This is a genomic window from Actinomadura physcomitrii (assembly GCF_008923205.2).
Lineage (GTDB): Bacteria > Actinomycetota > Actinomycetes > Streptosporangiales > Streptosporangiaceae > Spirillospora > Spirillospora physcomitrii.
This window is the reverse complement of record NZ_WBMS02000019.1, coordinates 80,517-103,602: the sequence shown is the minus strand read 5'-3', so window position 1 is coordinate 103,602 and position 23,086 is coordinate 80,517. Positions and strand designations below refer to the sequence as shown.

28 protein-coding genes are annotated in these 23,086 nt (G+C 73.9%); 9 read left to right on the top strand and 19 right to left on the bottom strand.

The window, feature by feature from the left end:
• Positions 1-149: 149 nt before the first annotated feature.
• From F8568_RS24125 to F8568_RS24105, 5 genes are all read right to left on the bottom strand, one after another.
• Positions 150-926, bottom strand: a complete 777-nt coding sequence (locus F8568_RS24125) for a sigma factor (RefSeq protein WP_151595956.1) — start codon at positions 924-926, stop codon at positions 150-152.
• A 267-nt stretch (positions 927-1,193) separates the two neighbouring features.
• The gene (locus F8568_RS24120; protein ID WP_151595955.1) at positions 1,194-1,919 is read right to left on the bottom strand and encodes an alpha/beta fold hydrolase; all 726 of its coding nucleotides are present in this window, start codon (positions 1,917-1,919) and stop codon (positions 1,194-1,196) included.
• On the bottom strand, positions 1,916-2,881 hold the full coding sequence (locus F8568_RS24115; protein WP_151595954.1) for an alpha/beta hydrolase: 966 nt from the start codon (positions 2,879-2,881) through the stop codon (positions 1,916-1,918). The genes F8568_RS24120 and F8568_RS24115 overlap by 4 nt, the downstream gene beginning before the upstream one ends.
• A gap of 115 nt (positions 2,882-2,996) precedes the next feature.
• A complete protein-coding gene (locus tag F8568_RS24110; RefSeq protein WP_151595953.1) occupies positions 2,997-3,293 on the bottom strand; it encodes a WhiB family transcriptional regulator in 297 nt (98 codons plus the stop codon).
• Between the two features lie 32 nt (positions 3,294-3,325).
• The gene (locus tag F8568_RS24105; RefSeq protein ID WP_236009084.1) at positions 3,326-4,021 is read right to left on the bottom strand and encodes a sigma-70 family RNA polymerase sigma factor; all 696 of its coding nucleotides are present in this window, start codon (positions 4,019-4,021) and stop codon (positions 3,326-3,328) included.
• 254 nt (positions 4,022-4,275) lie between these two features.
• Between F8568_RS24105 and F8568_RS24100 the strand changes: the two genes are divergently transcribed.
• Positions 4,276-4,518 carry a hypothetical protein gene (locus tag F8568_RS24100; protein ID WP_151595952.1) on the top strand — a complete coding sequence of 81 codons (243 nt, stop codon included), beginning with the start codon at positions 4,276-4,278 and terminating at the stop codon, positions 4,516-4,518.
• 72 nt (positions 4,519-4,590) lie between these two features.
• Here F8568_RS24100 and F8568_RS24095 read toward each other — a convergent pair whose 3' ends face one another.
• The 6 genes from F8568_RS24095 to F8568_RS24070 all read right to left on the bottom strand — a co-directional run bounded on the left by F8568_RS24095 (position 4,591) and on the right by F8568_RS24070 (position 9,883).
• Positions 4,591-5,502: an RNA polymerase sigma-70 factor gene (locus F8568_RS24095; RefSeq protein ID WP_151595951.1), complete on the bottom strand. Its 912-nt coding sequence runs from the start codon at positions 5,500-5,502 to the stop codon at positions 4,591-4,593.
• 156 nt (positions 5,503-5,658) lie between these two features.
• The gene (locus F8568_RS24090) at positions 5,659-6,741 is read right to left on the bottom strand and encodes a ferritin-like domain-containing protein (RefSeq protein ID WP_151595950.1); all 1,083 of its coding nucleotides are present in this window, start codon (positions 6,739-6,741) and stop codon (positions 5,659-5,661) included.
• A 35-nt stretch (positions 6,742-6,776) separates the two neighbouring features.
• Positions 6,777-7,016, bottom strand: a complete 240-nt coding sequence (locus tag F8568_RS24085; RefSeq protein WP_151595949.1) for a hypothetical protein — start codon at positions 7,014-7,016, stop codon at positions 6,777-6,779.
• Positions 7,013-7,474, bottom strand: a complete 462-nt coding sequence (locus tag F8568_RS24080; RefSeq protein ID WP_151595948.1) for a cupin domain-containing protein — start codon at positions 7,472-7,474, stop codon at positions 7,013-7,015. Before F8568_RS24080 ends, F8568_RS24085 begins: the two co-directional genes overlap by 4 nt.
• Positions 7,475-7,526: 52 nt before the next feature.
• A complete protein-coding gene (locus tag F8568_RS24075; protein WP_151595947.1) occupies positions 7,527-8,285 on the bottom strand; it encodes an SDR family oxidoreductase in 759 nt (252 codons plus the stop codon).
• A gap of 128 nt (positions 8,286-8,413) precedes the next feature.
• Complete coding sequence (locus F8568_RS24070) at positions 8,414-9,883, bottom strand: MDR family MFS transporter (protein WP_202125269.1); 1,470 nt, start codon at positions 9,881-9,883, stop codon at positions 8,414-8,416.
• Positions 9,884-9,979: 96 nt separating this feature from the next.
• Here F8568_RS24070 and F8568_RS24065 point away from each other — a divergent pair, with 96 nt between their 5' ends.
• Positions 9,980-10,549 carry a TetR/AcrR family transcriptional regulator gene (locus F8568_RS24065; protein ID WP_151595946.1) on the top strand — a complete coding sequence of 190 codons (570 nt, stop codon included), beginning with the start codon at positions 9,980-9,982 and terminating at the stop codon, positions 10,547-10,549.
• Positions 10,550-10,565: 16 nt separating this feature from the next.
• On the opposite strand, the gene F8568_RS24060 is transcribed toward F8568_RS24065, so the two are convergent.
• The 3 genes from F8568_RS24060 to F8568_RS24050 form a co-directional block, all read right to left on the bottom strand.
• Positions 10,566-10,823, bottom strand: coding sequence for a Rossmann-fold NAD(P)-binding domain-containing protein (locus F8568_RS24060; RefSeq protein ID WP_236009083.1), 258 nt, complete (start codon positions 10,821-10,823; stop codon positions 10,566-10,568).
• A gap of 261 nt (positions 10,824-11,084) precedes the next feature.
• Positions 11,085-11,756, bottom strand: coding sequence for a hypothetical protein (locus F8568_RS24055; RefSeq protein WP_151595945.1), 672 nt, complete (start codon positions 11,754-11,756; stop codon positions 11,085-11,087).
• Positions 11,757-11,820: 64 nt separating this feature from the next.
• Positions 11,821-12,918, bottom strand: a complete 1,098-nt coding sequence (locus F8568_RS24050) for a DUF6807 domain-containing protein (RefSeq protein WP_160573737.1) — start codon at positions 12,916-12,918, stop codon at positions 11,821-11,823.
• Positions 12,919-13,406: 488 nt separating this feature from the next.
• Between F8568_RS24050 and F8568_RS24045 the strand changes: the two genes are divergently transcribed.
• On the top strand, positions 13,407-13,895 hold the full coding sequence (locus tag F8568_RS24045; protein WP_202125268.1) for a Gfo/Idh/MocA family oxidoreductase: 489 nt from the start codon (positions 13,407-13,409) through the stop codon (positions 13,893-13,895).
• A gap of 26 nt (positions 13,896-13,921) precedes the next feature.
• Here F8568_RS24045 and F8568_RS24040 read toward each other — a convergent pair whose 3' ends face one another.
• Positions 13,922-14,680: a DeoR/GlpR family DNA-binding transcription regulator gene (locus tag F8568_RS24040; protein ID WP_151595943.1), complete on the bottom strand. Its 759-nt coding sequence runs from the start codon at positions 14,678-14,680 to the stop codon at positions 13,922-13,924.
• A gap of 72 nt (positions 14,681-14,752) precedes the next feature.
• Between F8568_RS24040 and F8568_RS24035 the strand changes: the two genes are divergently transcribed.
• On the top strand, positions 14,753-15,946 hold the full coding sequence (locus F8568_RS24035) for an MFS transporter (protein WP_151595942.1): 1,194 nt from the start codon (positions 14,753-14,755) through the stop codon (positions 15,944-15,946).
• Here the strand turns inward: F8568_RS24035 and F8568_RS24030 are convergent.
• The 3 genes from F8568_RS24030 to F8568_RS24020 form a co-directional block, all read right to left on the bottom strand.
• Positions 15,943-16,815 (bottom strand): LURP-one-related/scramblase family protein, encoded by an 873-nt coding sequence (locus F8568_RS24030; RefSeq protein WP_160573736.1) that lies wholly within the window; start codon positions 16,813-16,815, stop codon positions 15,943-15,945. The two genes, F8568_RS24035 and F8568_RS24030, sit on opposite strands and share 4 nt — an antisense overlap.
• A 145-nt stretch (positions 16,816-16,960) precedes the next feature.
• Positions 16,961-17,347 carry a hypothetical protein gene (locus F8568_RS24025; RefSeq protein WP_151595940.1) on the bottom strand — a complete coding sequence of 129 codons (387 nt, stop codon included), beginning with the start codon at positions 17,345-17,347 and terminating at the stop codon, positions 16,961-16,963.
• 107 nt (positions 17,348-17,454) lie between these two features.
• Entirely contained in the window at positions 17,455-18,735 is a 1,281-nt protein-coding gene (locus F8568_RS24020) for an ArsB/NhaD family transporter (protein WP_151595939.1), read from the bottom strand.
• A gap of 193 nt (positions 18,736-18,928) precedes the next feature.
• Here F8568_RS24020 and F8568_RS24015 point away from each other — a divergent pair, with 193 nt between their 5' ends.
• Positions 18,929-19,390: a CBS domain-containing protein gene (locus F8568_RS24015; RefSeq protein ID WP_151595938.1), complete on the top strand. Its 462-nt coding sequence runs from the start codon at positions 18,929-18,931 to the stop codon at positions 19,388-19,390.
• Between the two features lie 365 nt (positions 19,391-19,755).
• On the opposite strand, the gene F8568_RS24010 is transcribed toward F8568_RS24015, so the two are convergent.
• A complete protein-coding gene (locus F8568_RS24010; protein WP_151595937.1) occupies positions 19,756-20,079 on the bottom strand; it encodes a histone-like nucleoid-structuring protein Lsr2 in 324 nt (107 codons plus the stop codon).
• A gap of 402 nt (positions 20,080-20,481) precedes the next feature.
• Between F8568_RS24010 and F8568_RS24005 the strand changes: the two genes are divergently transcribed.
• From F8568_RS24005 to F8568_RS23990, 4 genes are all read left to right on the top strand, one after another.
• Positions 20,482-21,045 (top strand): DUF4262 domain-containing protein, encoded by a 564-nt coding sequence (locus F8568_RS24005; RefSeq protein ID WP_151595936.1) that lies wholly within the window; start codon positions 20,482-20,484, stop codon positions 21,043-21,045.
• Positions 21,046-21,131: 86 nt separating this feature from the next.
• Entirely contained in the window at positions 21,132-21,656 is a 525-nt protein-coding gene (locus F8568_RS24000; protein WP_151595935.1) for a GNAT family N-acetyltransferase, read from the top strand.
• Between the two features lie 17 nt (positions 21,657-21,673).
• Positions 21,674-22,249, top strand: coding sequence for an N-6 DNA methylase (locus F8568_RS51125; RefSeq protein ID WP_160573735.1), 576 nt, complete (start codon positions 21,674-21,676; stop codon positions 22,247-22,249).
• Positions 22,144-22,992, top strand: a complete 849-nt coding sequence (locus F8568_RS23990) for a restriction endonuclease subunit S (protein ID WP_151595934.1) — start codon at positions 22,144-22,146, stop codon at positions 22,990-22,992. Before F8568_RS51125 ends, F8568_RS23990 begins: the two co-directional genes overlap by 106 nt.
• The last annotated feature ends 94 nt before the right edge of the window (positions 22,993-23,086 follow it).

The following is a 23,086-nucleotide window of genomic DNA, read 5'->3' as shown; positions in this document are numbered from 1 at the left end:
CTCTTCGCGCGCCCGGACGCGCCCGGACGCGGTCGGCCGCGTACCGGGCGCCCTCTCATGGCCCGGAACGATCGTCCGCGCCGGTGTCCATGATCCCAGAGTCGGCGGCCTTCGAAAGGCCCCGTGCGAGCGCGCCGACGGCACCCGGGTCAGCGGCGATGCCAGGCCCCCAGTTTGGCGGGGTTCAGCACGATCCAGACGGCGATGACCTCCTCGCCCGCCGTGCTCACGCTGACCACCGCCACCGCCCGTCCGTCGCGGCGCAGCACGAGGCCGGTGCGGCCGTTGACGGACCCGACGGTCACCGCGGTGCGGGGACGGCCGGTCAGCAGCGCCGTGATGAACCGGGCGGCGGCGTCCGCGCCGTGCGTCGGGTGGACGGCGGCGCGCAGCGTGCCGCCGCCGTCGCTGACCACGATCGCGTCGGCGGCGAGGACGGCCCTCAGCGCGGCCGTGTCCCCCGCGTCGCAGGCCGCCGCGAACCGCCGCGCGACCCGATCCTGCCGCCGCAACATCGCGCCGTCCGCAGGCGAGGTCCTCGAGACGTCCCGCAGCCGCGCCCACTCCTCGGCGAAGTCGGGCGGTGCCGGACCGCCGGGCGGGTCCCCGCCTGGAGTGTCGCAGGAGGCCGAGGCGGCCGGCACGGCCGGGGCGCCGGGGTCCGGCGGACCATGAAGGGGGGTGGCCGCGGCGGCGATCAGTTCAAGGCAGATGCCTCCCGCGACCCGCGTCAGCCAGGCGCGGGGCGAGGCGATGGCGGCGCGCTCGCGGTCGTCGAGGACGTACCAGCGGCGGTAGGTCTCCTGGACGATCTCCTCGGCCGCGGCGGCGGAGCCGAGCATCCAGGCGGCGATGTCCACCAGGTGCCGCCGCTCGTCGAGCATCTCCGCGAGCGAGGCGAGGGCGCCGGTGTCCCCGCCGGTCATGGGCGGCCGCCCGCGGCGGCGCGGCGGGGCACGGGCCCCGGGGAGCGGGAGGCGTCCTCGCGCCGTGCCGCGAGGGTGGAGCGGTCCGCGTGGCCGCCGGCCGTCCGGTTCGTGAGCATGTCGTCCTCACCTCTTCGCCGTCGCCAGCTAAGACAAGACGGCTCGCCGGGTTGTGACCGCTCCGGCATCGCGGTGGATCACATGCGACAACGGCCCGCCCGGCGACGCGATCGCCGGGCGGGCCGAGGGCAGGGGCCGGGGCTTCGGTCAGCCCTGCCGGTCACCGGCGGCGTCGAGGACGGAGGCGACCACCGCCTCCGGCCGGGAGGCGGCGATGGCGTGCGAGGCGCCGGCGATCTCCCGGGTCCCCCGCGCGGCGGCCCGTCCGGCCATGAACCGCAGCAGCTCGGGCGGGATGTTGAGGTCGCGGTCGCCGAAGACGAACCAGGAGGGCTTGGTGCGCCAGGCCGGCTCGCTCGCCTCCAGCCCGCCGGTCAGCGCCTTCTCCGTCACCGGGCGCTGCGTCGCCGCCATCAGGGCGGCCTCGCCGGCGTCCAGGTCCGCGCAGAACTGGTGGTGGAACTTCCCATCGTCGATCCGGAACTCGTTGCCGCCGGACGATACGGGATAGGCCTCCAGCGCGCCGGCCAGGGTGCTGCCCTCGAACTTGGCGGACAGCTGGAAGGCGCTCTCGCCGGGTTCGGGGGCGAAGGCGGCGACGTAGACCAGGGAGCGGACGGCCGGGTTCCCGGCCCCCGCCTCGCTGATCACCATGCCGCCGTAGGAGTGGCCGGCCAGCACGACCGGACGGCCGATCCCGGCGATCACGTCGCGCAGGTAGGCGGCGTCGCCCGCCACGTCCCGCAGCGGGTTGGCCACGGCCACGGCATCCAGGCCGCGGCGGCGCAGGCCCTCGATGACGCGGTTCCAGCTCGCCGACTCGGCGAACGCGCCGTGGACGAGGACGGCGATGGGCTGCTCTCCGTTGGTCATCGGTCTTCCTCTCGGGTGCGCAGGGCACTCTTCAGCACCGCGGCGGCCTGGGCCGTCGCGGCCCGTGCCGCGCGGGTGCCGCGGACGGGGTCGAGCATCATGAAGTCGTGCAGCGTGCCGTTGTAGCGGACGCTGGTGGTCGGGACGCCCGCCTCGGTGAGGCGGCGGGCGTAGGCCTCGCCCTCGTCGCGCAGCACGTCGTTCTCGTCGACGATGAGGAAGGCGGGCGGCAGCCCGGCCAGGTCGTCGAGGGCGGCGCGCAGCGGAGAGGCGGTGATCTCGGCGCGCTCGGCGGGGTCGGTGGTGTAGGCGTCCCAGAACCAGGCCATGGCCTTGGCCGTCAGGTACGGGCCGTCGGCGAACTCGCGGTAGCTGGCGGTGTCCTGCGCGGCGTCGGTGACCGGGTAGTACAGCGACTGGTGGACGAAGGTCACATCGCCGCGCCGCTTGGCCAGGATGGTCAGCGCGGCCGTCATGTTCCCGCCGACGGAGTCCCCTGCGACCGCGAGGCGGGAGGCGTCCAGCCCCTCCTCCGCGCCGTGCCGGGTGATCCACTGCGCCGTCGCGTACGCCTGCTCGATCGCGACCGGGTACCGGGCCTCGGGCGAGCGGTCGTACTCCACGAAGACCACGGCGGCCCCGGCGCCGGTCGCCAGCTCCCGCACCAGGCGGTCGTGGGTGCCGGCGTTACCGAGCACCCAGCCGCCGCCGTGCACGTACAGCACGGCCGGCAGGACGGTCCCGGCCGTCCCCGCGGGCTTGACGATGCGGACCCGGACGTCGCCGACCTCGGCCGGCACGGTGATCCACTTCTCGTCGGCCTCGGGCCCCTCGACCGGGCCGGCCTGCAGGTCGTCCAGGACCTTGCGGGCCCCCTCGGTGCCCAGCTCGTACACGAACGGAGGCTTGGACGTGGCGTCGGCGAGCTCCTGCGCGGCCGGCTCGAGAACGTGCTCACTCATCGGTGCATCCCTTCTGTTCTCCTTGTTCTTCGTTCCTTGTTGCCCTCTCCAGTGGGAGGGGCACTGATGCGTCATCGCCGGGTTCGGTGATGACGCCGGTTCGCCGCCTGCCGGATCAAGCGGCGCCTGCCGTCCGGGTGGCGGGGCGCGAGGGCCCGGTCGCGGGACGGGAAGTCCGCCGGGCCGCCCGCAGGCGGCGGCGCTCGCTCGGGGTGGTGCCGGCCCAGATGCCGTCCGGCTCACCCGTCGCCACCGCCCATTCCAGGCAGCGGCGCGCGGCGGGGCAGGCGGCGCAGATCCGGCGGATCGCCGCGATCTGGTCCGTGTAGACGGTCTCCTCCGCCACCGGGAAGAACAGGTCGGGGTCGAGCGAGCGGCATGACGCCTCCTCCTGCCAGTGCAAGGTCTTCATCGGTCCCTCCGGTCACCGATTCGTTGACGGCGTCACGCCACCCGGTCCGCGGCGAAGAGGTCTTCCAGGGCGGCGGTGTTCCCGGACTGGGCGGCGCCGACGAAGACCTCGACGAGCCGGCGGTGCTCGGCCCGGTCGATCGGCCCGCGCCGCGCCGCGGTCAGGTGCTTGCGGGCGCGGCTCACCAGCTGCCGCGTGTTGGCCTGGCTGAGCCGCAGGATCTCCGCGATCTGCGGGTAGGGGTAGTCGAACGCCTCGCGCAGCACGTAGGCGGCCCGTTCGGTCGGGGTGAGCCGCTGGAGCAGCAGCAGGAGCGCGAACTCCAGCGCCTCGCCCCGTTCGGCCTCGAGGGCGGGGTCGGTGCCGGTGTCGACGGGTTCGGGCAGCCAGGGGCCGATGTAGGTCTCGCGGCGCGACCGGGCGGACGTGGCGGTGTTGATCGCCAGCCGCGTGGTGATCAGCGCCAGGAAGGCCGCCGGGTTCTCGATGGCCGGACGGTCGGCGCCCTGCCAGCGCAGCCAGGTCTCCTGGACGATGTCCTCGGCCTCGGGGACGCTGCCGAGCATCCGGTAGGCGATGCCGAACAGCCGGGGCCGAGCCCCCGTGAAGAAGGCCACGGCCTGGTCGAGCGTGCCGTCCGGCCGCCCGGGATCCGGACGCGCACCCGCGTCCCCCTCCTCCGTGCCCGCGGTCTCCCGCGCCGCCGGCTCCGGAACGTGCATGGTCATGAGCGGTGGTCCTTTCCGTCCTGCTGCGCGGCTTCGGCCGATACCGCTCACGATCGGCCGCCCGGGTGCGGGAAGGCACCAGGGTGACCCCCTGGCCGATGCCCCGGGACGGCGCCCGGTCCCTAGGAAAGGCGCCCCGGGTCCCGGGTCGCGGGCGCGCAGGCGACCGTCCGCGCGGAACCCGTCACAGATCGGCGGGCCGTCCGGTCTTTGCTGGGGACCGATCCCGCCGTTCCATGAAGGGAGCACACGACGTGCCATCCCCCGGTGAGAGTGACGAGCTCAGCTTCGAGCAGGACATCAAGCCCCTGTTCCGGACGAAGGACCGCGCCGCGATGCTGTTCCGCTTCGACCTGTTCGACCACGCCGACGTCGCCGAGAACGCCGACGCCATCATCGGTTCCCTGCTGAGCGGGCGGATGCCGTGCGACGGCTCATGGCCCGAGGCGGACCTGGAGAAGCTCCAGCGGTGGATCGACATGGGCAAGCCCGCGTGAGGACGGCGCCGCGAGGGGCCGCCGTCCACGGCAGGCGGTGGACGGCGGGCCCTCGCGGCGCCCGCGGGGCGGTCAGCCGGCGGGTGACGCGGCGGTGATCTTGGCGGGGTTCATCATCCACAGCACCCGGCCGATGCCCTGGTCGGTGGCGTCGACGGTGAGGACGGCGAAGGTCTCCCCGTCGCGCCGGAGCAGCGCGGCGGACTGGCCGTTCACGGTGGCCCACTCCACGTCCACCCCGTCCCAGAACCGGTCCGCGAACGCCCGCAGGTACTTGGCGACCCGGGCGGCGCCGACGACGGGGAAGCGGGACGCCCGGGCGGCGCCGCCGCCGTCGGAGTAGCTGACCGCGTCGGCGGCGAGGAGCTCCTCCAGGGCGGCCAGGTCGCCGGCGCGGGCCGCGGCGACGAAGGCGGTCAGCAGCCGGCGCTGCTCGGCGCCGGTCACCGGCGCCCGCCGCTCGGACCGCAGGTGCTTGCGGGCCCTGCTGACCAGTTGCCGGACCGCCGGCTCTCCGGCCTGGAGGATCTCGGCGATCTGCGGATAGGGGTAGTCGAACGCCTCCCGCAGGACGTAGGCGGCGCGTTCGGTCGGCGACAGCCGCTCCAGCAGCATCAGGACCGCGAGGTTGAGCGCTTCGCCGCGTTCGGCGCCGAGGTACGGATCGGCGCCGGTGTCGACGGGTTCGGGGAGCCAGGGCCCGACGTAGCTCTCCCGCCGGACCCGGGCGGACCCCAGGACGTTGATCGCCAGCCGCGTCGCGATCGTCGCCAGGAACGCGGCGGGGTCGGCCACGGCGTCGCGGTCGCAGGTCTGCCAGCGCAGCCAGACGTCCTGCACCAGGTCCTCGGCCTCGGTGGCGCTGCCCAGCATCCGGTAGGCGATCCCGAACAGCCGCGGCCGCACTTCCGCGAAGGCCGCCGCCGCCGAGTCGAGATCGTCCGCGTCCTGCGGAACGTCGCCCGGTCCGTCGTCCGCCACCATGATCGCCCCCGTTCGATCGCCGGCCGGTCCGCTCTCACCCGCCCTCGGACACCCTGGACGGCTCGGATGGAGCGGGCCCCTCTCCCACGACGGTAATCGCCGCCGGTCCGGGACGGCCGGGCGCCCGCCCGTCCGCTCGGCTGCGCTGCGGTTCGCTCACTGCGGTCGGGCCCGCCGCTCGGGCGGCACGTACTCGAAGGTGGGGCCCGCCGTGGTGCCGTCGCCGTCCGGCATCCGCATCAGCGCCTGGGCCTGCGCCTTGAGCCGGTACATGGTGGCGACGGCGGCCGCGATACGCCGCGGACCGCCGTTGAACGCCTGCTCCAGCAGGGAGAGCAGGGTGCAGTAGGTCCGGTTGAACTCCTCCTGGGCCGCGCGGATCGCGCTGCCGGGAGCGTGGTCGGCGACCCGCGGGTTCGGCCTCATCGGCAGGACGCCGGCGAAGTCCACGGCGACCTTCTCGCCGGTGGGCCCGGACCGCGGGGTGTCGCCGCGGCGGTAGCGGCGGCCGGCCCTGAGCTCCTGGAAGCGGTAGTAGTGGCCGACCTCGTCCCGGCCGGGATGGTGGACGTCGGGGTCGCCGTCCCAGACCGCGCCGCGGGCCGTGCCCTCGCCCTGCTCGACGATCTCCTTGAGGGCGGCCAGCGCCGAGGCCAGGTCGGTGACCGCGATCATCCGTCCGGCGGTGTGCCGGAAGTGCCCGGCGTCGAGCTGGCGGGACGGGTCGCCCGAGAAGACCTCCGCCTCGCCGAGCCGGTCGCACAGGTGCCGCAGCCCCGCCTCGATCGCGGCGTAGAACTGCCCGATCGTCTCGTAGCGGTCGCCTTCGGCCGGGCCGCTGGGCGGTGCGGGCCGCTCCAGGCGCAGGAACATCTCGAGCGCGGCGTCGCCGAACGGGAGCAGCGACAGCTCCAGCGAGGCGTCGCCGTGCGGGAGCCGCCTGGGGTGCGGCGGCAGCAGGTGCGGCGCATCCAGCCGCGGGCTCCCGCCGACGGCGTTGAGCAGGTTCGCGGCCAGCGCCAGGTGCAGCATCTCCTCGATGAAGACGCCCGCCACCGCCTCGGCGGCCTCGGGGTTGCGGTCCGGGTCGAGCGAGTACAGCGCGCACAGGTACGGCGGCAGGGTCGCGTGCTCCAGCTCGATCGCCCACTGCAGGTGCGCGCGGAGATCGTCGAGCGCGGCGATCCCGGTCGACGGGGCGGGGACGGGCGCATGCGGCGGCCCGGCCGGGTGGTTCATGGTGTCTCGCTTCGGATGTCGTGAGGTGGGCGGGTTCAGGCGCCTTCGCCGGAGCCGCGTTTCCGGGACCGGGAACCGGACTCCAGTTCCTCGGCCGCGCCGAGCAGGTCGCGGAGCACGACCTCCTCGGCCTCGGCCTCGACCGGGTCGAACAGCCATCCGGAGGCCGGCTGCGCCGCGGCCCGCGCCGGGTCGCTCGCCTCGGCCAGCTCCAGCTCGGCCTCGACCTCCGCCTCGAACTCGATCTCGAACTCGCCGCCGGTCGGGGTGCTCATCGCTTCTCCGCGCCCGGATCGCCCGGACGGCCCGCCGGGACGCGCAGGTGCGCCCGCTCGGCCAGTTCGGCGTCGTCCACGAGGGTCAGCATGGGCTTGCCCGGCTCGCAGAGCATGGTGACGAGGAACCGGAGCGGCATGTCGTCGCGGTTGTTGCCGTCCTGGTAGTGGATGACGTCGCCGCCGGGCTCCCAGAACGCCTCGCCCGCCGGGATGGGCCGGGGCGGCTGCCCTTCGAGCTCCATCAGCATCTCGCCCTGCAGCACGTAGCCGAACGCCGGGCCGGGGTGCCGGTGCGGCGGCGCGCCGGGGTCGCCGGGCGGGTACTCGATGATCACGGTCGCGGCGTGCGCGCCGGCCGGGATGAAGGGCGGCTCCACCTCCTGGATCGTGGTGAGCGCGGTATGCCAGGCGTTCGACCTGGGCTTCGGCGCGGCGGTGGGGTCAGTGCCGGGCATGGTGGCGCCTCCTGGGCTCGTCGTCGCGGGGCTGGGTCACTGCTCGACGGGGTCACTTGACGGGGTTCGCGGCCAGCCAGCCGGCGTAGGTGATCTCGCCGAGGGTCGCGGCGCCCTCGTCGGGGACGAGGTCGCGCTCGTGCATCTCGGCGCCGAAGTAGTGCGCGTGCGGGTCGGTGACGACCTCGCGCGGGTCGCCCCACGCGGCCAGCGCCTTGCGGAAGAACTCGTCCATCCGGGACACCTCGGGGCCGGCGATCTGGATCCGGCCGTTCAGCGGCGCGCCCGCGGCGGTCCGCGCGACCGTCCGGGACACCTCCTCGCCCGCGATGGGCTGGAACAGCACCGGCGGCATCGGGACGGTGTCGCCGCCGGCGGCGGCCTCGTCGGCGATCCTGCGCCCGAACTCGAAGAACTGCGTCGCGTGGATCAGCGAGAACGGGATCGGCGACGCCTCGATGAGCTTCTCCTGCGCGACCTTCGCCCGGAAGTAGCCGATGTCGGGCCGCCGGTCGGTGTTCACGATCGTCAGCGCGACGTGGTGGCCCACGCCCGCCTTCCGCTCCGCATCCAGCAGGTTGCCGGTCGAGGTGGTGAAGAAGTTCAGCACCGCCTCGTCCTCGAAGGACGGCGAGTTGGACACGTCGATCACCACGGACGCGCCCTCCAGCACCTCCGCCAGTCCCTCGCCGGTGAGCGTGTTCACACCCGTGCTCGGCGCGGCCGGCACCGCCTCGTGCCCGTGCCGCCGGAGCATCTCCACGGCCTTCGAACCGATCAGCCCGGTGCCGCCGATGACCACGATCTTCATGAGGAACCCTCCCGTTCGCCGGGCCGTCGGTCACCGCCCGGTCGCCAGCTAAGACAGGGCACCCTGCCGGGCTGTGACGGCTCCGCCGAAAAAATCTCCGCGGGCCGCTCGAGTCCGGCCCGCGGCCGTCAGGAACCCGGGTTTGCGGGGGCCGGCGGTCGGGTGCGGCCGGGCAGGAGGAGGCAGAGCGGGACGGCGCAGGCGGTGAGGGCCACCGACCACCAGAACGCGTGGTCGAACCCGGCCGCCAGGGCCGCGGGGGTGCGGGCGGCGCCGATGTTCCGCTGGAGGACGACGATGAGGACGGCGACGCCCGCCGCGCCGCCGATCTGCTGGGCGACGCGAGTGATCATGCTGGCGTCGGGGATCTCCGCGTGCGCCAGCCCGACGAAGGCGGCGCCCATGGGCGCGATCATCGCGGCGCCCAAGGCGACACCGCGGACGAACAGCGCGGCCATCAGCAGGATCTCGCTGGTACTCGCGGTGACGAAGGCGAACGGCACGGTGGACACGGCGACGGCCGCGAACGCCGCGAGGGCGACCGCGCGGGGGCCGACCCGATCCATGTACCGGCCCGCCAGACCGCGCGCGAGGAGGGCGCCGGCTCCCTGCGGGATGAGCAGCAGCCCGGCGTCGAGCGGGGTGCCGCCCCGGACCAGCTGGAAGTACAGGGGCAGCAGCATCATCGACCCGAACAGCGAGATGCCGCCCAGGAAGAGCAGGGCGGATGACGAGGCCACCGGGCGGTGGCGGAACATGCGCACGTCGACCAGGGGATCGGCGGCTCCGGTGAGCGCCCAGGCAGCGAAGCCCGCGACCAGGACGAGCCCGGCGAGCAGGGGCACGAGGACGCGGGCGCCGGTGGGGTCCGCGGTGCCGTCGACCCGGGAGAGGCCGTAGAGCAGGGCCGCGGAACCCGGGCAGAGCAGGAGCAGGCCGACGACGTCCAGGCGGGTGCGGGGCCGGCCGGGCGCAGGACGGTCATCGGGCAGGTCGCGCCGTGCGAGCCACATGCCGGCCAGGCAGAAGGGGATGTTCACGAGGAACAGCCAGCGCCAGTCGGCCAGGTGGAGGATGAGGCCGCCGAGGACGGGGCCGAGGATCGGGCCGAGCGCCGTGGGCACGGTGATGACGGCCATGACCCTGCCGATGTCGCGGCTCTTGGCCGCCTGCATGAGCAGGGTGTACATCAGCGGCATCATGATGCCGCCCGCGAAACCCTGGACGAGGCGGAAGGCGATGAGGGCGGTGGCGGTCCAGGCCAGCGCGCTCAGGACCGAGCCGGCGAGGAACCCGCCCAGGGCCGCGATCCACAGGCGCCGGCCGCCGAGCCGCGACTGGGCCCATCCGGCGAGCGGGATGGCGACGAAGACGGCCAGCATGTAGCCGGTGCCGACCCACTGGACGGTGGCGAGCGGGGCGCCGAGGTCCTCGGCGAGGTCGTTCAGGGCGACGCTGACGACGGTGGTATCGAAGACGACGCCGAGGGCTCCGACGATGAGGGTGATCGCCATGCGCCGCACAACGGGGTCGACGGGATCGGCGAAGGCGGGGCCGGGACCGGCGGGAGCGGGCCCGGCCGCACGGGGAGTGCGCACGATCGGCACCTTAAGATAGACGACTCTTCCTTACACCTCGCACGGTAAGCCGATACCGTAAGAAAGGCAAATCTATCTACGCCGGGAGGGCGGGCGATGGCTCAGCGGCGCCGCGGGGCTGCACTGGAGAAGGCGCTCCTCGATGCGGCCTGGGACGAACTCACCGAGAGCGGCTACGCCAGGTTCACCATGGACGCCGTCGTCAAGCGCGCGGGCACGAGCCCGCCCGTGCTCTACCGGCGCTGGCCCGACCGCGACGAGCTCGTCCGGGCGACCATCGTGCACGTCCTCAGCGAGTCCCGCCCCGCCGTCCCCGACACCGGCAGCCTGCGGGAGGACGTCCTCACCCTCATGCGCGAGATCGCCACCGCCCACGTCCAGCTGGTCACCGTGATGTACGCGCATCTGGCCAGCTACTACCGGGAGACCGGGCGGAACCCCAGCGACCTGTTCGACCCCGTCACGACGGGCCGCGCGGCGGCGCTCGACACGCTCTTCGAGCGCGCCGTCGAGCGCGGCGAGGTCAGGCCGGAGCTGCTCACCGAGCGGATCAAGACGCTCCCCTTCGTCCTGCTGCGCCACGAGATCCTCTCGACGTTCGCCGAGGTGCCCGAGCACGTCCTGGAGGAGATCGTCGACACGGTCTTCCTCCCGCTGGTCCGCTGACGCCGGGGCCCGGCTCTCAGGTGCTCGGGATGGGCACCCGGGTCAGGTCTTCGGAGATCCGCCATAGGCGCTCGGCGTCCTCGGCGCTGCGCAGGAGGCGGTAGAGCTTCTGCTCAGCGGGAGGTCCGCCCAGGTGCCCGGGTCCGCGCGGGCCGTAGAACCCGCCGCCTTCGGCGTGCGGGGACGTGGCGGCGTAGAGGGCCGGAAGGTCCGGGGTCCGCCGGCGGATCGCGGCGATCGCGTCCTCGCCCCTGCGCTGGTTGCGGACGGGCATGACGACCTCGGCCCCGGCCGCGGCGAGCCCGGCGGCGATGCCGAGGCCGCCCGGCGGCTAAAAAGGAGGCAGCACCACGGGAGGACGAGCATGGTGATCGACCGGGCGGGACTGGCGGAGTTCCTGCGGCGCCGCAGCCCGAGGACGTCGGCCTTCCGCGCGGGCGGCGGCGCCGGACCAGCGGGCTGCGGCCCCGGGCGAAGCGCCCAGGTGCGGCTCCCCGGCCGGGGCGCCGCACCTGGGAGGCGTGTCCCTCAAGGGTCACCGCCGGCGCGGCAGGCTCGCGTGCCAGCGGTGCCCGTCGGCCCTCGAGGGCTCTCGCTCCTCGCGGGACGGTGCCTGCTGCCGCTCCCACTCGGGCGAGGCGGTGGACCCGCGGCCCGAGCGGTCCGCTTCGGGAACCGCGGTCCCCCTTCGGGTGCCCCCGACGGCGCCGGCGGTTCCGGCGGCGGCCGCCGCGCGCTCCGCCTCCGCTCGCCGCGCCTCCCGCACGCCGACCACCAGGAAGCGTCCGAGCGCGATCGCCGCCAGCAGGGTGACGATGGCGCCGAGCCCCTGGTAGAAGGACAGCTGTTCGGCGATCTGGCGCGACTGGCCGCCGAGCGCGGTTCCGGGGCCGCCGCCCCACACCGGGGCGATCACGGTGCCCACGACGAACCAGAGTCCGCCCGCGATGGCCAGCCAGGAACCGACCATGGCGACCGGACGCGCGGCGCTGACCATCAGGATCAGCCCGCCCAGCACGACCGCGATCGCCGGGAGGATGGACAGCACCAGCCGGTCGGAGGTGTAGTCCCACGTGGCGGTCGAGCCGAACCCGAAGGTGAAGTACGGGCCGATGAACGGGATGAGCCCGCCCCACAGCCCGAGGAGCACCAGCAGCAGCCCGTTGACCATGCCCCGGCTGCGCGGCGCCTTCAGCAGTCCGGACATCGGAGTCCGGGGAGCATTCGCACTCCTAGTCATGGTCATACCTCCCTGACTAGGTCGAAATGTCCTATTCGATCGCTGTACCCGGCGCGCCCTCCCCCAACCCGCTCACCAGCCACGAGTCGGTGCCGGCGGCGTCGCCGGCCGTCCCTGCGGCGAGGTCGCGGGCCCGGCCGGGCGCGAGCCGCCCGTCGGCGACCACGACGGTGACCGCCCGGTGCAGGTTCTCCGGGACGGTCAGCGGCGTGTCCCAGGCGAGCGCCGGGCCGGCGCCCGGGTACTCGGCGACGCGGACGAACCACGGGTCGAGCCCGGCGGTCTGGACGAACACCAGGGTCCAGGCGTCCGAGGCCAGGGCCAGCCACGGGGTGACGCTGCCGTGCACGGCCTCCTCCCCCGACGCCTCACCGGTGAAGACGTCCAGGCCGGGCGAGTCTTTCGGCGCGCGCCAGAAGAACCCGCCGTAGCCCGCGCCGACCCGGCCCTTGCAGGCCGAACTCCGCAGGACGAGAGGGCGCCCCGTCCGGCTCGTGAGGGTGAACGCGACGTCCAGCGCCCAGGCGCCCGGTACGGCCCGCGCGGTCAGGGTCCGTTCCTCGGCGGCGAGGACGGTGCCGTCCGGGCCGATCCAGTCGAGGGTCTCCGCATAGCCGCCGTCGATGGGCCGGAGCGTGCGCCGCCGCTGCCGTCCGTGGTTCGCCAGCATCGTCGGCCCCTCGTCCCGGACATAGGTGGAGCCGCCCCAGAAGTTCGCGCCGTCGACGTCGGAGATCGCGACGCTCGCCCCGAAATGGTGGACGTGGTCGTCCGGCTGGACCTCGGTGACGACCGTCCCGCCGAGCGTCCGGACGGGGTGCAGGTGCGGCCGCGGGGCGTCGGACGCCTGCAGGTCGCCGCGCTCGACGTAGGCGGCGACGTCCTGCCCGTCCACCCGCAGCACCGTCTCCGGCCACGGCGCCCGGACCGATCCGAGGCTCTCGGGGAAGCCCAGTTCGCAGAGCGTCCCGAGGCCGGCCGCCGCCCGCACGGCCAGGTCCTCGATCCCCGGCAGCACCAGCCGGGACGGTTCGGTCCGGACGAACCGGCCCTCGACCGGCCGCGGGCCGGGTGCGAGCCGAATCGCGTCGAGCAGCCGGGTGAAGCCGCCGGTGCGGGCGAGCGGCACCAGCAGGTCCGCCCCGTCCCGGACGTGCGCGATGAGGTTGCCGAGCAGGTCGGTCCGGTCGTAGCCGGTCCTGACCCCGCCGGCCTCGATCTCGTCGAGGGTGTAGAAGAGCCGCGCGGAACGGGTCGCGCCGTGCAGGTGCAGGTAGGGCTCGGTGCGCCGGCGGTCCGCGCACAGCGAGACGGTGATCGCGATGACGGTGCCGCCGGCGAGCCGGAGCCGCGCGCTGGAGGTGTCGTCGGACTCGATGTCGTTGGCCCGGAACAGCTCCAGCTCGACGGCCTCGATCGACTCGGCGGTGTCCGCCCCGGCGACGGCGAGCGCGGACGCGACCGCGTGGGCGCGGGCTCGGCGACCGGCCCGCCAGGGCGCGGCACGCGCCGGGGCTCGGCACGGACCCGTTCCTGCTCGACCTGTCCGCCGACCCCCGGCTCAAGGCCCTCTACCTGGACGCCGAGCACGAGGACGGCTACAACCGCGACCAGGACGTGTTCGGCGAGGGCATCACCATCGACGACAACATGGCCGTCCTCGTCCGCTACGAGAAGGGCGCGCTGCTCACCTACTCCCTCAACGCCCACGCGCCGGCGGAGGGGTACCGGGCCGTCTTCAACGGCACCGCCGGGCGGCTCGAACTGCACGTGGTCGAGCGCGCGTGGACGCCGCCGCACGCCGCGATCGACCCGACCGCGTCCGGGAAGGAGCACGCCGCGGGCGCGTCGGAGCGGCTCGTGCTGCACCGGCACTGGCACGAGCCCGAGGAGATCGCGATCGAGCGGGGCGCGGGCGCGCACGGGGGCGGCGACGCGCTGCTTTTGGACGACGTGTTCCGGGGCCCGTCGGAGGACCCGCTCGCGCGCCAGGCGGGGTACCGCGCGGGCGTCGCGAGCGTGATGATCGGCGTGTCGGCGGGGCTGTCCGCCGCGACCGGCACCCCCGTCGCCCTCACGGCCGGCGGGACGCGGCGGGCGGGCTGACACGGGGGCGGACGGTGCGCACGGGGTCAGACGGTGCGCACGGTCACGCCCGCGGCGGCCAGCTCCGCGATCCGGTCGCCGGGGGCGGAGTCGTCGGTGACGACGGCGTCGAGGTCGGACGCGGGGCCGACGAAGGCGAGCGCGGTGCGGGACAGCTTGGCGGCCTCGGTGACGGCGATGACGCGCCGGGCGGAGGCGATCGCGGCGCGCTTGACGGCGGCGTCCTCCAGGTCGTGGGCGGTCAGGCCGTCCGCCGCGGTCAGCCCGCAGCAGCCGATGATCGCGGTGTCGAAGCGCAGCGCGGCCAGCGACGCCTCGGCGAGCGGGCCGGTGAGCGCCAGCTCGCCGGGGCGCGGCCGGCCGCCGGGCACCAGAAGCGTCAGCCGGGGCGCGCCCGCGAGCGCGTTGATCGCGTGCAGGGACAGCGGCATGACGGTCAGCCGCCGGGTCTCCAGCGCGCGGGCCACCTCCAGGCAGGTGGTGCCGCTGTCGAGCACGACGGACTCGCCGTCGGCGATGAGCGCGGCGGCCTCGGCGGCGATGCGGCGCTTGGCCTCGGCCTCCTCGTGGACGCGCACCGCGAACGGCGGCTCCTCGCCGCGCAGCAGCAGCGTCCTCGCCCCGCCCCGGTAGCGTTCGAGGACGCCCTGGGCGGCGAGGTGATCCAGGTCGCGCCGGATGGTCATCTCGGACGCGCCGGTGAGGCCGGCGAGCTCCGCGACGCCGATGCTGCCGGCGTCGCGCACCGCCTCGGTGATCCGCCGCAGCCGCTCCGTGTCTGCCATACCGCGATCGAACACCATCGATGTTCGGAAAACAAGGTTTCGAGGCATCAACTTGTTCGTTATGTTCGCGTTATGGAGCGAACGCTACGGACGGGCCGGATGGCCACCTTCGTCTACTTCGGCCTGTCCGGCTTCCTGCTGGGGATGTGGGTCGTGCACATCCCCAGCATCGAGCACCGGACCGGGATCGGCCACGCCGAACTGGGCCGGCTCCTGCTGCTGCTCGGCGCGGGCTCCTTCGCGGGCATGCAGGTCATCGGGCCGCTCACCGACCGGTTCGGCGCCCGCCGGGTCGTCCCGGCCGGCGCCGCGCTGAGCAGCGTCGCGGTCGTCGGGCCCGGCCTGGCCACGAACGCCTGGACGCTCGGCGCCGCGCTGGCCGTCCTCGGCGCCTGCAACGGCGGCGGCCTGAACGTCGGCATGAACGCCCACGCCGTCCAGGTGGAACGCGGGTACGGGCGGCCCGTCATGTCGGCGTTCCACGCGACGTACTCCATCGGCGGCGTCCTCGCGTCGCTGGTGGGGGCCGCAACGCTCGGCGCGGGCGTGCGTCCCGCCGGCACGCTCACCGCCGTCGCGGTCCTCGGCGCCGCCGTCGCCGCGGCGGCGGCGCCCGCGCTGCTGCGGCCGGAGCACCCCCGCGAGATCGGCACCGCGAGGGCGGGGCGGCGGATGCCCCTGCGGATCTGGGCGCTGGCGGCGCTCGCCCTGATGATCATGCTGTGCGAGGGGGTGGCCAACGACTGGAGCGCGCTGCACCTGCGCCGCGTCCTGGACGCGCCCGCGTCCACCGCCGCCCTCGCCTACGGCGCGTTCGCCACCGCCATGACCGTCGGCCGGCTGCTCGCCGACCGGGTCGCGGCGCGGCTGGGCGCGGTCGCCGTCCTGCGCTACGGCGCCTCGGCCGCCGCGCTCGGGATGGCCGGCGCCGCGCTGTCCCCGTGGATCCCGCTCGCGCTGGCCGGCTGGGCGGTGTTCGGAGCGGGGCTGTCGGGGTGCATCCCGCAGCTGTTCAGCGCGGCCGGGCACGCCGACCGCGACGCCGCCGGCGTCAACGTCTCCCGCGTCGCGGGCATCGGCTACCTCGGTATGCTCGCCGGGCCCGCCGCCATCGGGGCGCTGACCGGTGTCGTGCCGCTCAACGCCGCGTTCTTCCTGCCGGTGGCCTGCTGCGCGGCCGCCGCAGCGGCGGCGGGGATCCTGCGCCCGCGCCCCGGCACCGTAGCGGAACCGTCCGCGGACGCCGCCGGGAAGCGGTGCGGCTAGAGCCAGCCGCCGATGCTGCGGTTCTGGGAGACCGCGGTGTCGAAGGCGAGCGGGCAGGCGAGGACGAGCGTCCGCAGCGGCTCCTGCAGGGGCGCGTGCATCCGGAGCACGTAGCGGTCCGCGCCGGTGAACATCTGCGACAGCAGCTCGCCCATGCCCTCGAAGCCGCGCTGGATGCGGGCGATCTCCTGCTGCTGCCAGTCGGTGACCCGGCCGCTGAGCAGCTCGTAGTAGCCGAGCTGCTGCTCCTGCGCGTTGAGGATCTCCCAGCCCCGCATCGCGCGCTTGCGCAGGTGCCCGATGAGGCCGCCCTGCGCGGTGAGCACCTGCATCTTCGGCGTCCCCATGAACCCGTACGGCTTGTAGAAGTGGAAGTACGGCATGCCGTCCGGACGGAAGATCGTCAGCTTCCGCTCCGCCTTCGTCTGACTCCCCTGGCTGACGACCCGCAGCGCCTTCTTCGCGCCGCTGACGCCCTGCTCGCGGACGTGCGCGGCGGGCTGCCCCTGCGGGCTCCAGATCGTGTAGTTCGCCTCCGTCGAGAAGAACTGCGCCGGCTGGTCGTAGACCAGGATCGGCGAGCCGTACAGGTCGGCCGGGGCCGTGGCGTACTGCGCGGGAGGCTGCTGCCGCGGATAGCCGCCCTGCTGCGGCACGGGGTATCCGCCCTGCTGCGGCGCCGGGTATCCAGGCTGCCGGGGCGGGTATCCGGCGGGCGCGTACCCGTTGGTCGGGTAGCCGGGCTGCTGCGGCGCGTACGGCGGAGCGGGCGGACCGGCGGGCGCCGGGGCGCCGTAGCCCCCCGGCCCGTAACCGGGCTGGTACGGGCCGCCTGGGCCGGGCTGGGAGGGAGGCGGGGGGTAGCCCATGGAGGCTCCTGTACGAGGCGTGTCAGCGCGATGGTCAGGCGACACGATAGCGCCGCCATCTCCCCTGTTCGGCGCCTTTCCGGACGAACCGCCCCATGCCCGCCGCCCGCACCGGGCGCGACGGCGGGCACGGACCCGGATCCGGTCAGCAGTCGGAGACCTCCGCGCCCGGGGCGGGCTTCGGAACATCGTCCACGATCGCGGTCCGCACCAGGGCGCTGGAGAACAGGGTCGACCCGCGCCTTCCGAGCTGGTCGCTGGAGCGGGTGACGACGTCCCGCATCCCCAGGAACCGGTGCGTCGCGGAGTCGAAGATGAGCTCCTCCCGCACCGTGTACCGCATGATCGCCGGGGTGTGCCGGCGGAACAGCGCGGCGAACCGTTCGGGATCGGTGCGGGACGCGGCGATCGGCGCCGCGTCGGTCGGCTCCCGGAACGCCTCGCCGGCCGGCTCCGCGTCCGGGGCCCGGGTGGGCTCTCCGGCCGGCGCCGGGGCGGGACGGACCGGTGACGACCGGCTCGTGGGGGGCATGGGCGGGCCTCTCGGGTCGACGTGTGATCACCCGTTGTTGCCCGGCCGGGCGCCCGCGGGTCCCCGGTCCGGGGCGCGTGTCCGCAGCTCCGCCGGTCATAGGCCGGTCAGAGGTAGCGCAGCCACAGGTAGGGGACGCACAGGGCCACGGTGACGGCCGTGACGATCAGGCCGTACCGGGTGAACTTCCAGAAGCTGATCGGGGTGCCGTTGCGGGCCGCGATGCCCAGCACGACGACGTTCGCGCTCGCGCCGATCGCGGTCGCGTTGCCGCCGAGGTCGGAACCCAGCGCCAGCGCCCACCACAGCACGTGCCCCCCGGTGCCCGGATGCGCCTGGACGAGGTCGGAGACGATCGGGCTCATCGTCGCGACGTAGGGGATGTTGTCCACGATCGCCGACAGCACGCCGGACGCGCCCAGCAGCAGCATCGACGCGGCGCCGAGGTCCCCGCCGGTCACGTCGGCCGCGGCCCGCGACACGTCCGCGATGACGCCCGTCTCCACCAGCCCCCCGACCATCACGAACAGCCCGGCGAAGAACACCAGCGTCGGCCACTCCACCTCCGCCAGCGCCTGCTCGGTGGTGACCTTCGTCGCGGCGACCAGCAGTCCCGCGCCGAGCAGCGCGACCACCGACGGCTGGTAGTCCAGGACGGGGTGCAGCACGAACGCCGCGATCACCGCGGCGAGCACCGCGAGGCCCTGCCACAGCAGCCGCCGGTCGGTGATGGCCTCCCGCTCGCGCAGCGCCATCACCTCCGCCGCGCGGCCGGCGTCGTAGACGAACGCCGACCGGAACAGCCACCGGCACAGCAGGCAGAACACCGCGACCAGCCCGACCACCAGCGGCGCGAGGTTCACCAGGAACTCGTTGAACGTCAGGCCGCCGCGGCTGGCGATGATGATGTTGGGCGGGTCGCCGACGAGGGTCGCGGTGCCGCCGATGTTGGACGCCATCACCTCGGCGATCAGGTACGGGACGACGTCCAGGCCGAGCCGCTCGCACACCAGGAAGGTGACCGGCGCCACCAGCAGCACGGTGGTGACGTTGTCCAGCAGCGCCGACGCGCTCGCGGTGATCACCACCAGCATCACCATCAGCCGGTACGGCCTCCCGCGCGCGCGTTTGGCCGCCCAGATCGCGACGTACTCGAACACCCCGGTCTGCCGCAGCACCGAGACGATCACCATCATGCCGAGCAGCAGGAAGACGACGTTCCAGTCGATCCCGGTGCGCTCGGAGAAGAACGCCGCGCGGTCGTCGGTGACGTGCAGCAGCAGCATGAGGGCCGCGCCGCCGAGCGCCACCGCCGTCCGGGGGATCCGCTCCCACGCGATCAGCACGTACGCGACGACGAAGATGGTGACGGCGGCTGCAGCGGCCAAGGCGGCTCCTGGAAGTCTTTTCCGGGTCGGCGGCACGATGCCGACCAGACTTCCCGGCTCACCGTTCACCGACCCTAACGGGATTCCGGTGCGTTTTCCACGCAGGAGCGCCGCGACCACCCGTCCGGCCGCCCGTCCGACCGGCGGTGACGGCACCGGCGGCGGCGGAACGCGCCCCTGCTACGGTCGGGGTGTGCGCGCCGGAGAACTCGCCGTGGACCACCCCACCGTCACCGCGGACACCAGCGCGCTGGACGCCGCCCGCCTGCTGGCCGAGCACCGGCTGCTGGGGCTGATCGTGGTGGACGACCGGCGCCGCCCGAAGGCCGTGCTGCCCGGCTCGCAGCTGCTCGGCGCGCTCATCCCGCAGTACGTGCGGGACGACCCGGCGCTCGCCCGCGCCTACGACGAGGGGCACGCCGACCGGCTGTGCGAGCGGCTCGCCGGCAAGCGCGTCGCCGACCTGCTGCCCGCGAACCGGACGCCGCCGCCCGTGGTGGACGCCGACGCCACCGTCATGGAGATCGCCAGCGTGATGGCCGCCGCGCGCAGCCCGGTCGTCGCGGTCTCCGGCGACCCGCGCAGCACCGACGCCCCGATGATCGGCGCGATCACGGTCGCCGACCTGCTCACCCGGGTCCTCCCGCCCGCCTGAGCGGCACCCGCGGCGCTCCTCCGGCGGTCAGGCGTTCCCGGCCCCTCCGCGGGCCGGGCAGCGGCCCATTCGCGCGACCGCGCGACCGATGGCGAAACGGCCGCACTCAGGCGCGGGCATGCCCGCCCGCGCGCGGCGGGCGACGTGCGCGGCGGCGGATCGCCCGCTCGGCGATTGATTGCTCTCGGCGCCGCGGTCCCGGCTCTTCGGCGGGCAATGCGGCGGCCGTCACTTCCCGTGCCGAAGGAGCGCCCGGCCGCAGTTCCTTTGGCGGGCGTCCGGCGGCGGAAACCGTTCCGGACGCGGTCGCCGGAAAGGGCGCGCGCAGCGCCTTCGGACGGATCCGCGGTGGCCGGGAACGGTGTTCAGTGCGCGGCCTCGTACTGCTGGACGACGTTCGCCGGGATGCGGCCGCGGTCGTTGACCGGGATGCCCGCCGACCTGGCCCAGTCGCGGATCTCCGCGCTGCGCTCGCGGTTGCTCGCGGTGCGCGTCGCGGTCTTGCGGCCGGCCGGGCGGACCTTGCGGGCGCTGTCCCGGTAGGGCGCGATGACCTTGCGCAACTTCGCCGCGTTCTTCTTGTTCAGGTCGATCTCGTACGCCCTGCCGTCAAGGGCGAAGGAGACCGTTTCCACCGCCGCTCCGCCATCGAGGTCATCCACCAGTGAGACCTGGACCTTCTGCGCCATGAGCCGTCTCCGTTCCGTTTATTGGTCAGTTCGAAGAATAGTAGATGCTCGGCGGCCGCGGTATTGGCGGAACCCCGATTAATGTATTTCCCCAACGGGTGAGGATTTCGTCATGCGCGCGCATGGCCGGGGCCGCGAATCCGTCGTCCGGGTCAGCGGTACGCCAAGCGGACGTGACCCGCGGGACGCGGCGGAGGGGGTCACCGGCTGCGCGTCGCCATCGCCTCCAGCGACCTGTCCTACCTGGGCAACCGGAGCGTCCTGCCGGTCACCGTCCGGACCGGGCCCGCCGACCCCGGCGGCTCACCCTGCCGGTCCTCGGCTGAACGCGTAGCGGGGACCGCCGCCGGTTCGCCCCCGCGCGGGCGGAACGGCGGGCGAAATGATCGTAAGCTTGCTTGCATGTCCGACGGTCGCCCCTCATGCACCTGCGTGATCTGCCGCGACTACGGCGACCGCGACCGGCTCGACAACTTCCAGCTCCGCACCATCGTGCACATCACCCAGTACGGGTGGAGCGTCGTCCTCGTCCAGCCCGACGCCGACGGCCCCGGCTGGGCGTACACCATCGGGCTGTGGCACACCCACCGCGCGCCCGAGCTGGCGATGTTCGGCGGCGACGTGTACGAGACCGAGGAGGTGCTCAACGCCCTCGGCCGGGAGGCGGCGGAGGGCCGCCCGCCCGCCGACGGCGAGCGCCGCGAAGGCGCCGTCCGCGGCCAGACCGCCGCGTTCCGCGCCGTCGACCCGCGCTGGTACGACGGGCTGTTCCGCGGCGCCGTCGCGTTCTACCGCCGCCCGCCGCTGCCGTTCCTGCAGGTCGTCTGGCCGAACGGCGAGGGCCTGTTCCCCTGGCAGCCCGGCACGGAGCTGCCGTTCCGGCACTCCCAGCCGTGGCTGTGGCTCGCCCCCACCCAGCATCCGCCCGGCGCCTGGACGCGCCGCCACGCCGCCGGCCACGGCTGACCCGGGCCGGCGTCCGGGAACGGGGCGCGGCGGATCTTGCCCAGCAGATCGGGCACGGCGTGCCGGGCAGGGCTTACGATCGGCGGGTGTACGGGCCGATCGCCGAGACCATCCGGACCCAGCGCCTCGTCCTGGAGCCGCTGGCCGTCCACCACGCCGACGAGATGGCCCCCGTCCTCGACGACCCGCGCCTGCACGCCTACATCGGCGGCGAGCCCCTCACCCTCGACGAGCTCCGCGCCCGCTACGAACACCTCGTCGCCGGGCCCGCCCCCTTCCATCAGGAGTACTGGCTCAACTGGATCGTCCGCCGCGCCCGCGACGGGCAGGCCGTCGGCTACCTCCAGGCGACCGTCACCCCTGCCCCCGGCGGACCGCAGGCCGCGCTCGCCTGGGTGATCGGCATGCCCTACCAGGGATTCGGCTTCGCGACCGAGGCCGCCCGCGCGCTGGCCGGCTGGCTCACCGGGCACGGCATCGCCGCGCTGACCGCCGCGATCCACCCGGCCAACCGGGCGTCGGCGGCCGTCGCGTCCCGGCTCGGGCTGCGCCCCACCGCCGAGACCGCCGACGGCGAGACGATCTGGCGGCTGCCCTCCAGCAAGGGTTAACAAAAAACGATGAGATCGTGCGCCAGGAGGGCCACCGGGGCGGGGAGTTCCGCACGCCCCGGTCAGTGGCTGAAGTCGTGGCCGGAATCGCGTCCCCGACTCCGGGCGACCGGATTCTCGACCCCTGCTGCGGTTCCGGCGATCTGCTAGTGGCGACCGCATCGCTCGAACCAAGGGCCGCGGGGCCGGTGATAGGACGAGCGCTGTCATCGAGGCCCGCACTTTGGGCCGGCGTCAACCTCGCGTTGCACGGCATCCCTGCGCAACTCTCATCTGACGCCCTGGACGATCTGCGCCACCCGGCCGAACCCGGCGAACTCTATGATCTCATCGTCACGAATCCACCTTTCTCCCGGTCACCATCTGGGTACTCGAAAAGCGCCGCCGCCCCACTCCGGGTGTTCTCCTCATCGACGCCGGCGATGCCGCGGAAGGCGACTTCCCCGAGATCGTCCGGATCTTTCGTGGGTGGCACGCGGACAAGGTCATGGGCGACCTTGAGGTTCCGAGGCGCGAGGTCGGCTTGGAAGAACTCCGCGACGCGAACTACTCCCTCAACCCGGGGCAATTCCTGGTCCCGGGCAGCACCGTGATCGACCAAGACGAGGCCGCCGAGCGTTTCAGGGCCTCGGTCGCGTACGTCGCTCGACTCACCCTATCCGGCAGGCGCATCGATGATGAGGTGATGGCGCTCGCAGGCGAACTGGTCGCGCAGGGCCTCGAGGAAGGCACCCAGCACAACGAATGGCTCCGAGCCCCGCTCGACACGCTGTGCGCCGTACAGCCCGGACCATCGAAGATCCCCGCCACCGACGACGGCGAGGGCGTCCCTGTGGTCACCGCGAAGCAGATCCGGAACCGTCGCATCGTCGACGAAGATCTTCAGCGCACCACGGCGGAGTTCGCGGCATCGATGCCGCAATACCGATTGATGCCGGGCGACGTCGTGTGCGTGCGCACCGGAACCATCGACCGCGTGGCGCCGGCACGCGAACGGCACACAGGTTGGCTGTTCGCAAGCGGCTGCGTGCTTCTGCGTCCTGGTGATCGGATCCTGCCCAGCTACCTGATGCACTACCTGAGCCACCCGCAGGTGGTCCAGTGGGTCCGCCGGTCCGCCACAGCCACCGTGCTGCCCACGATCAGCATCCGGAAGGTCCGCGAGCTTCCCGTGCTCGTCCCGCCCATCGAACGCCAGAGGGAGATCGTCGGCCTCCTCGACGCGCTCGACGAGAAGATCGGTGTGCATGCCGGCATGCTGCGAGCGGCACGCGAAATGCATGCCAGCGCCTTGGGCGCCCTGCTCGGTGACACCGCGCCCGGAACCGACAGATGAGCGGACGGCCGTGACACTCTGATATCGGGCCGTGGCGGGCGGGCAAGGCGGGAGTAGGCCAGAATCGACGGGGAACGCGCTGCGGGGCAGGCGG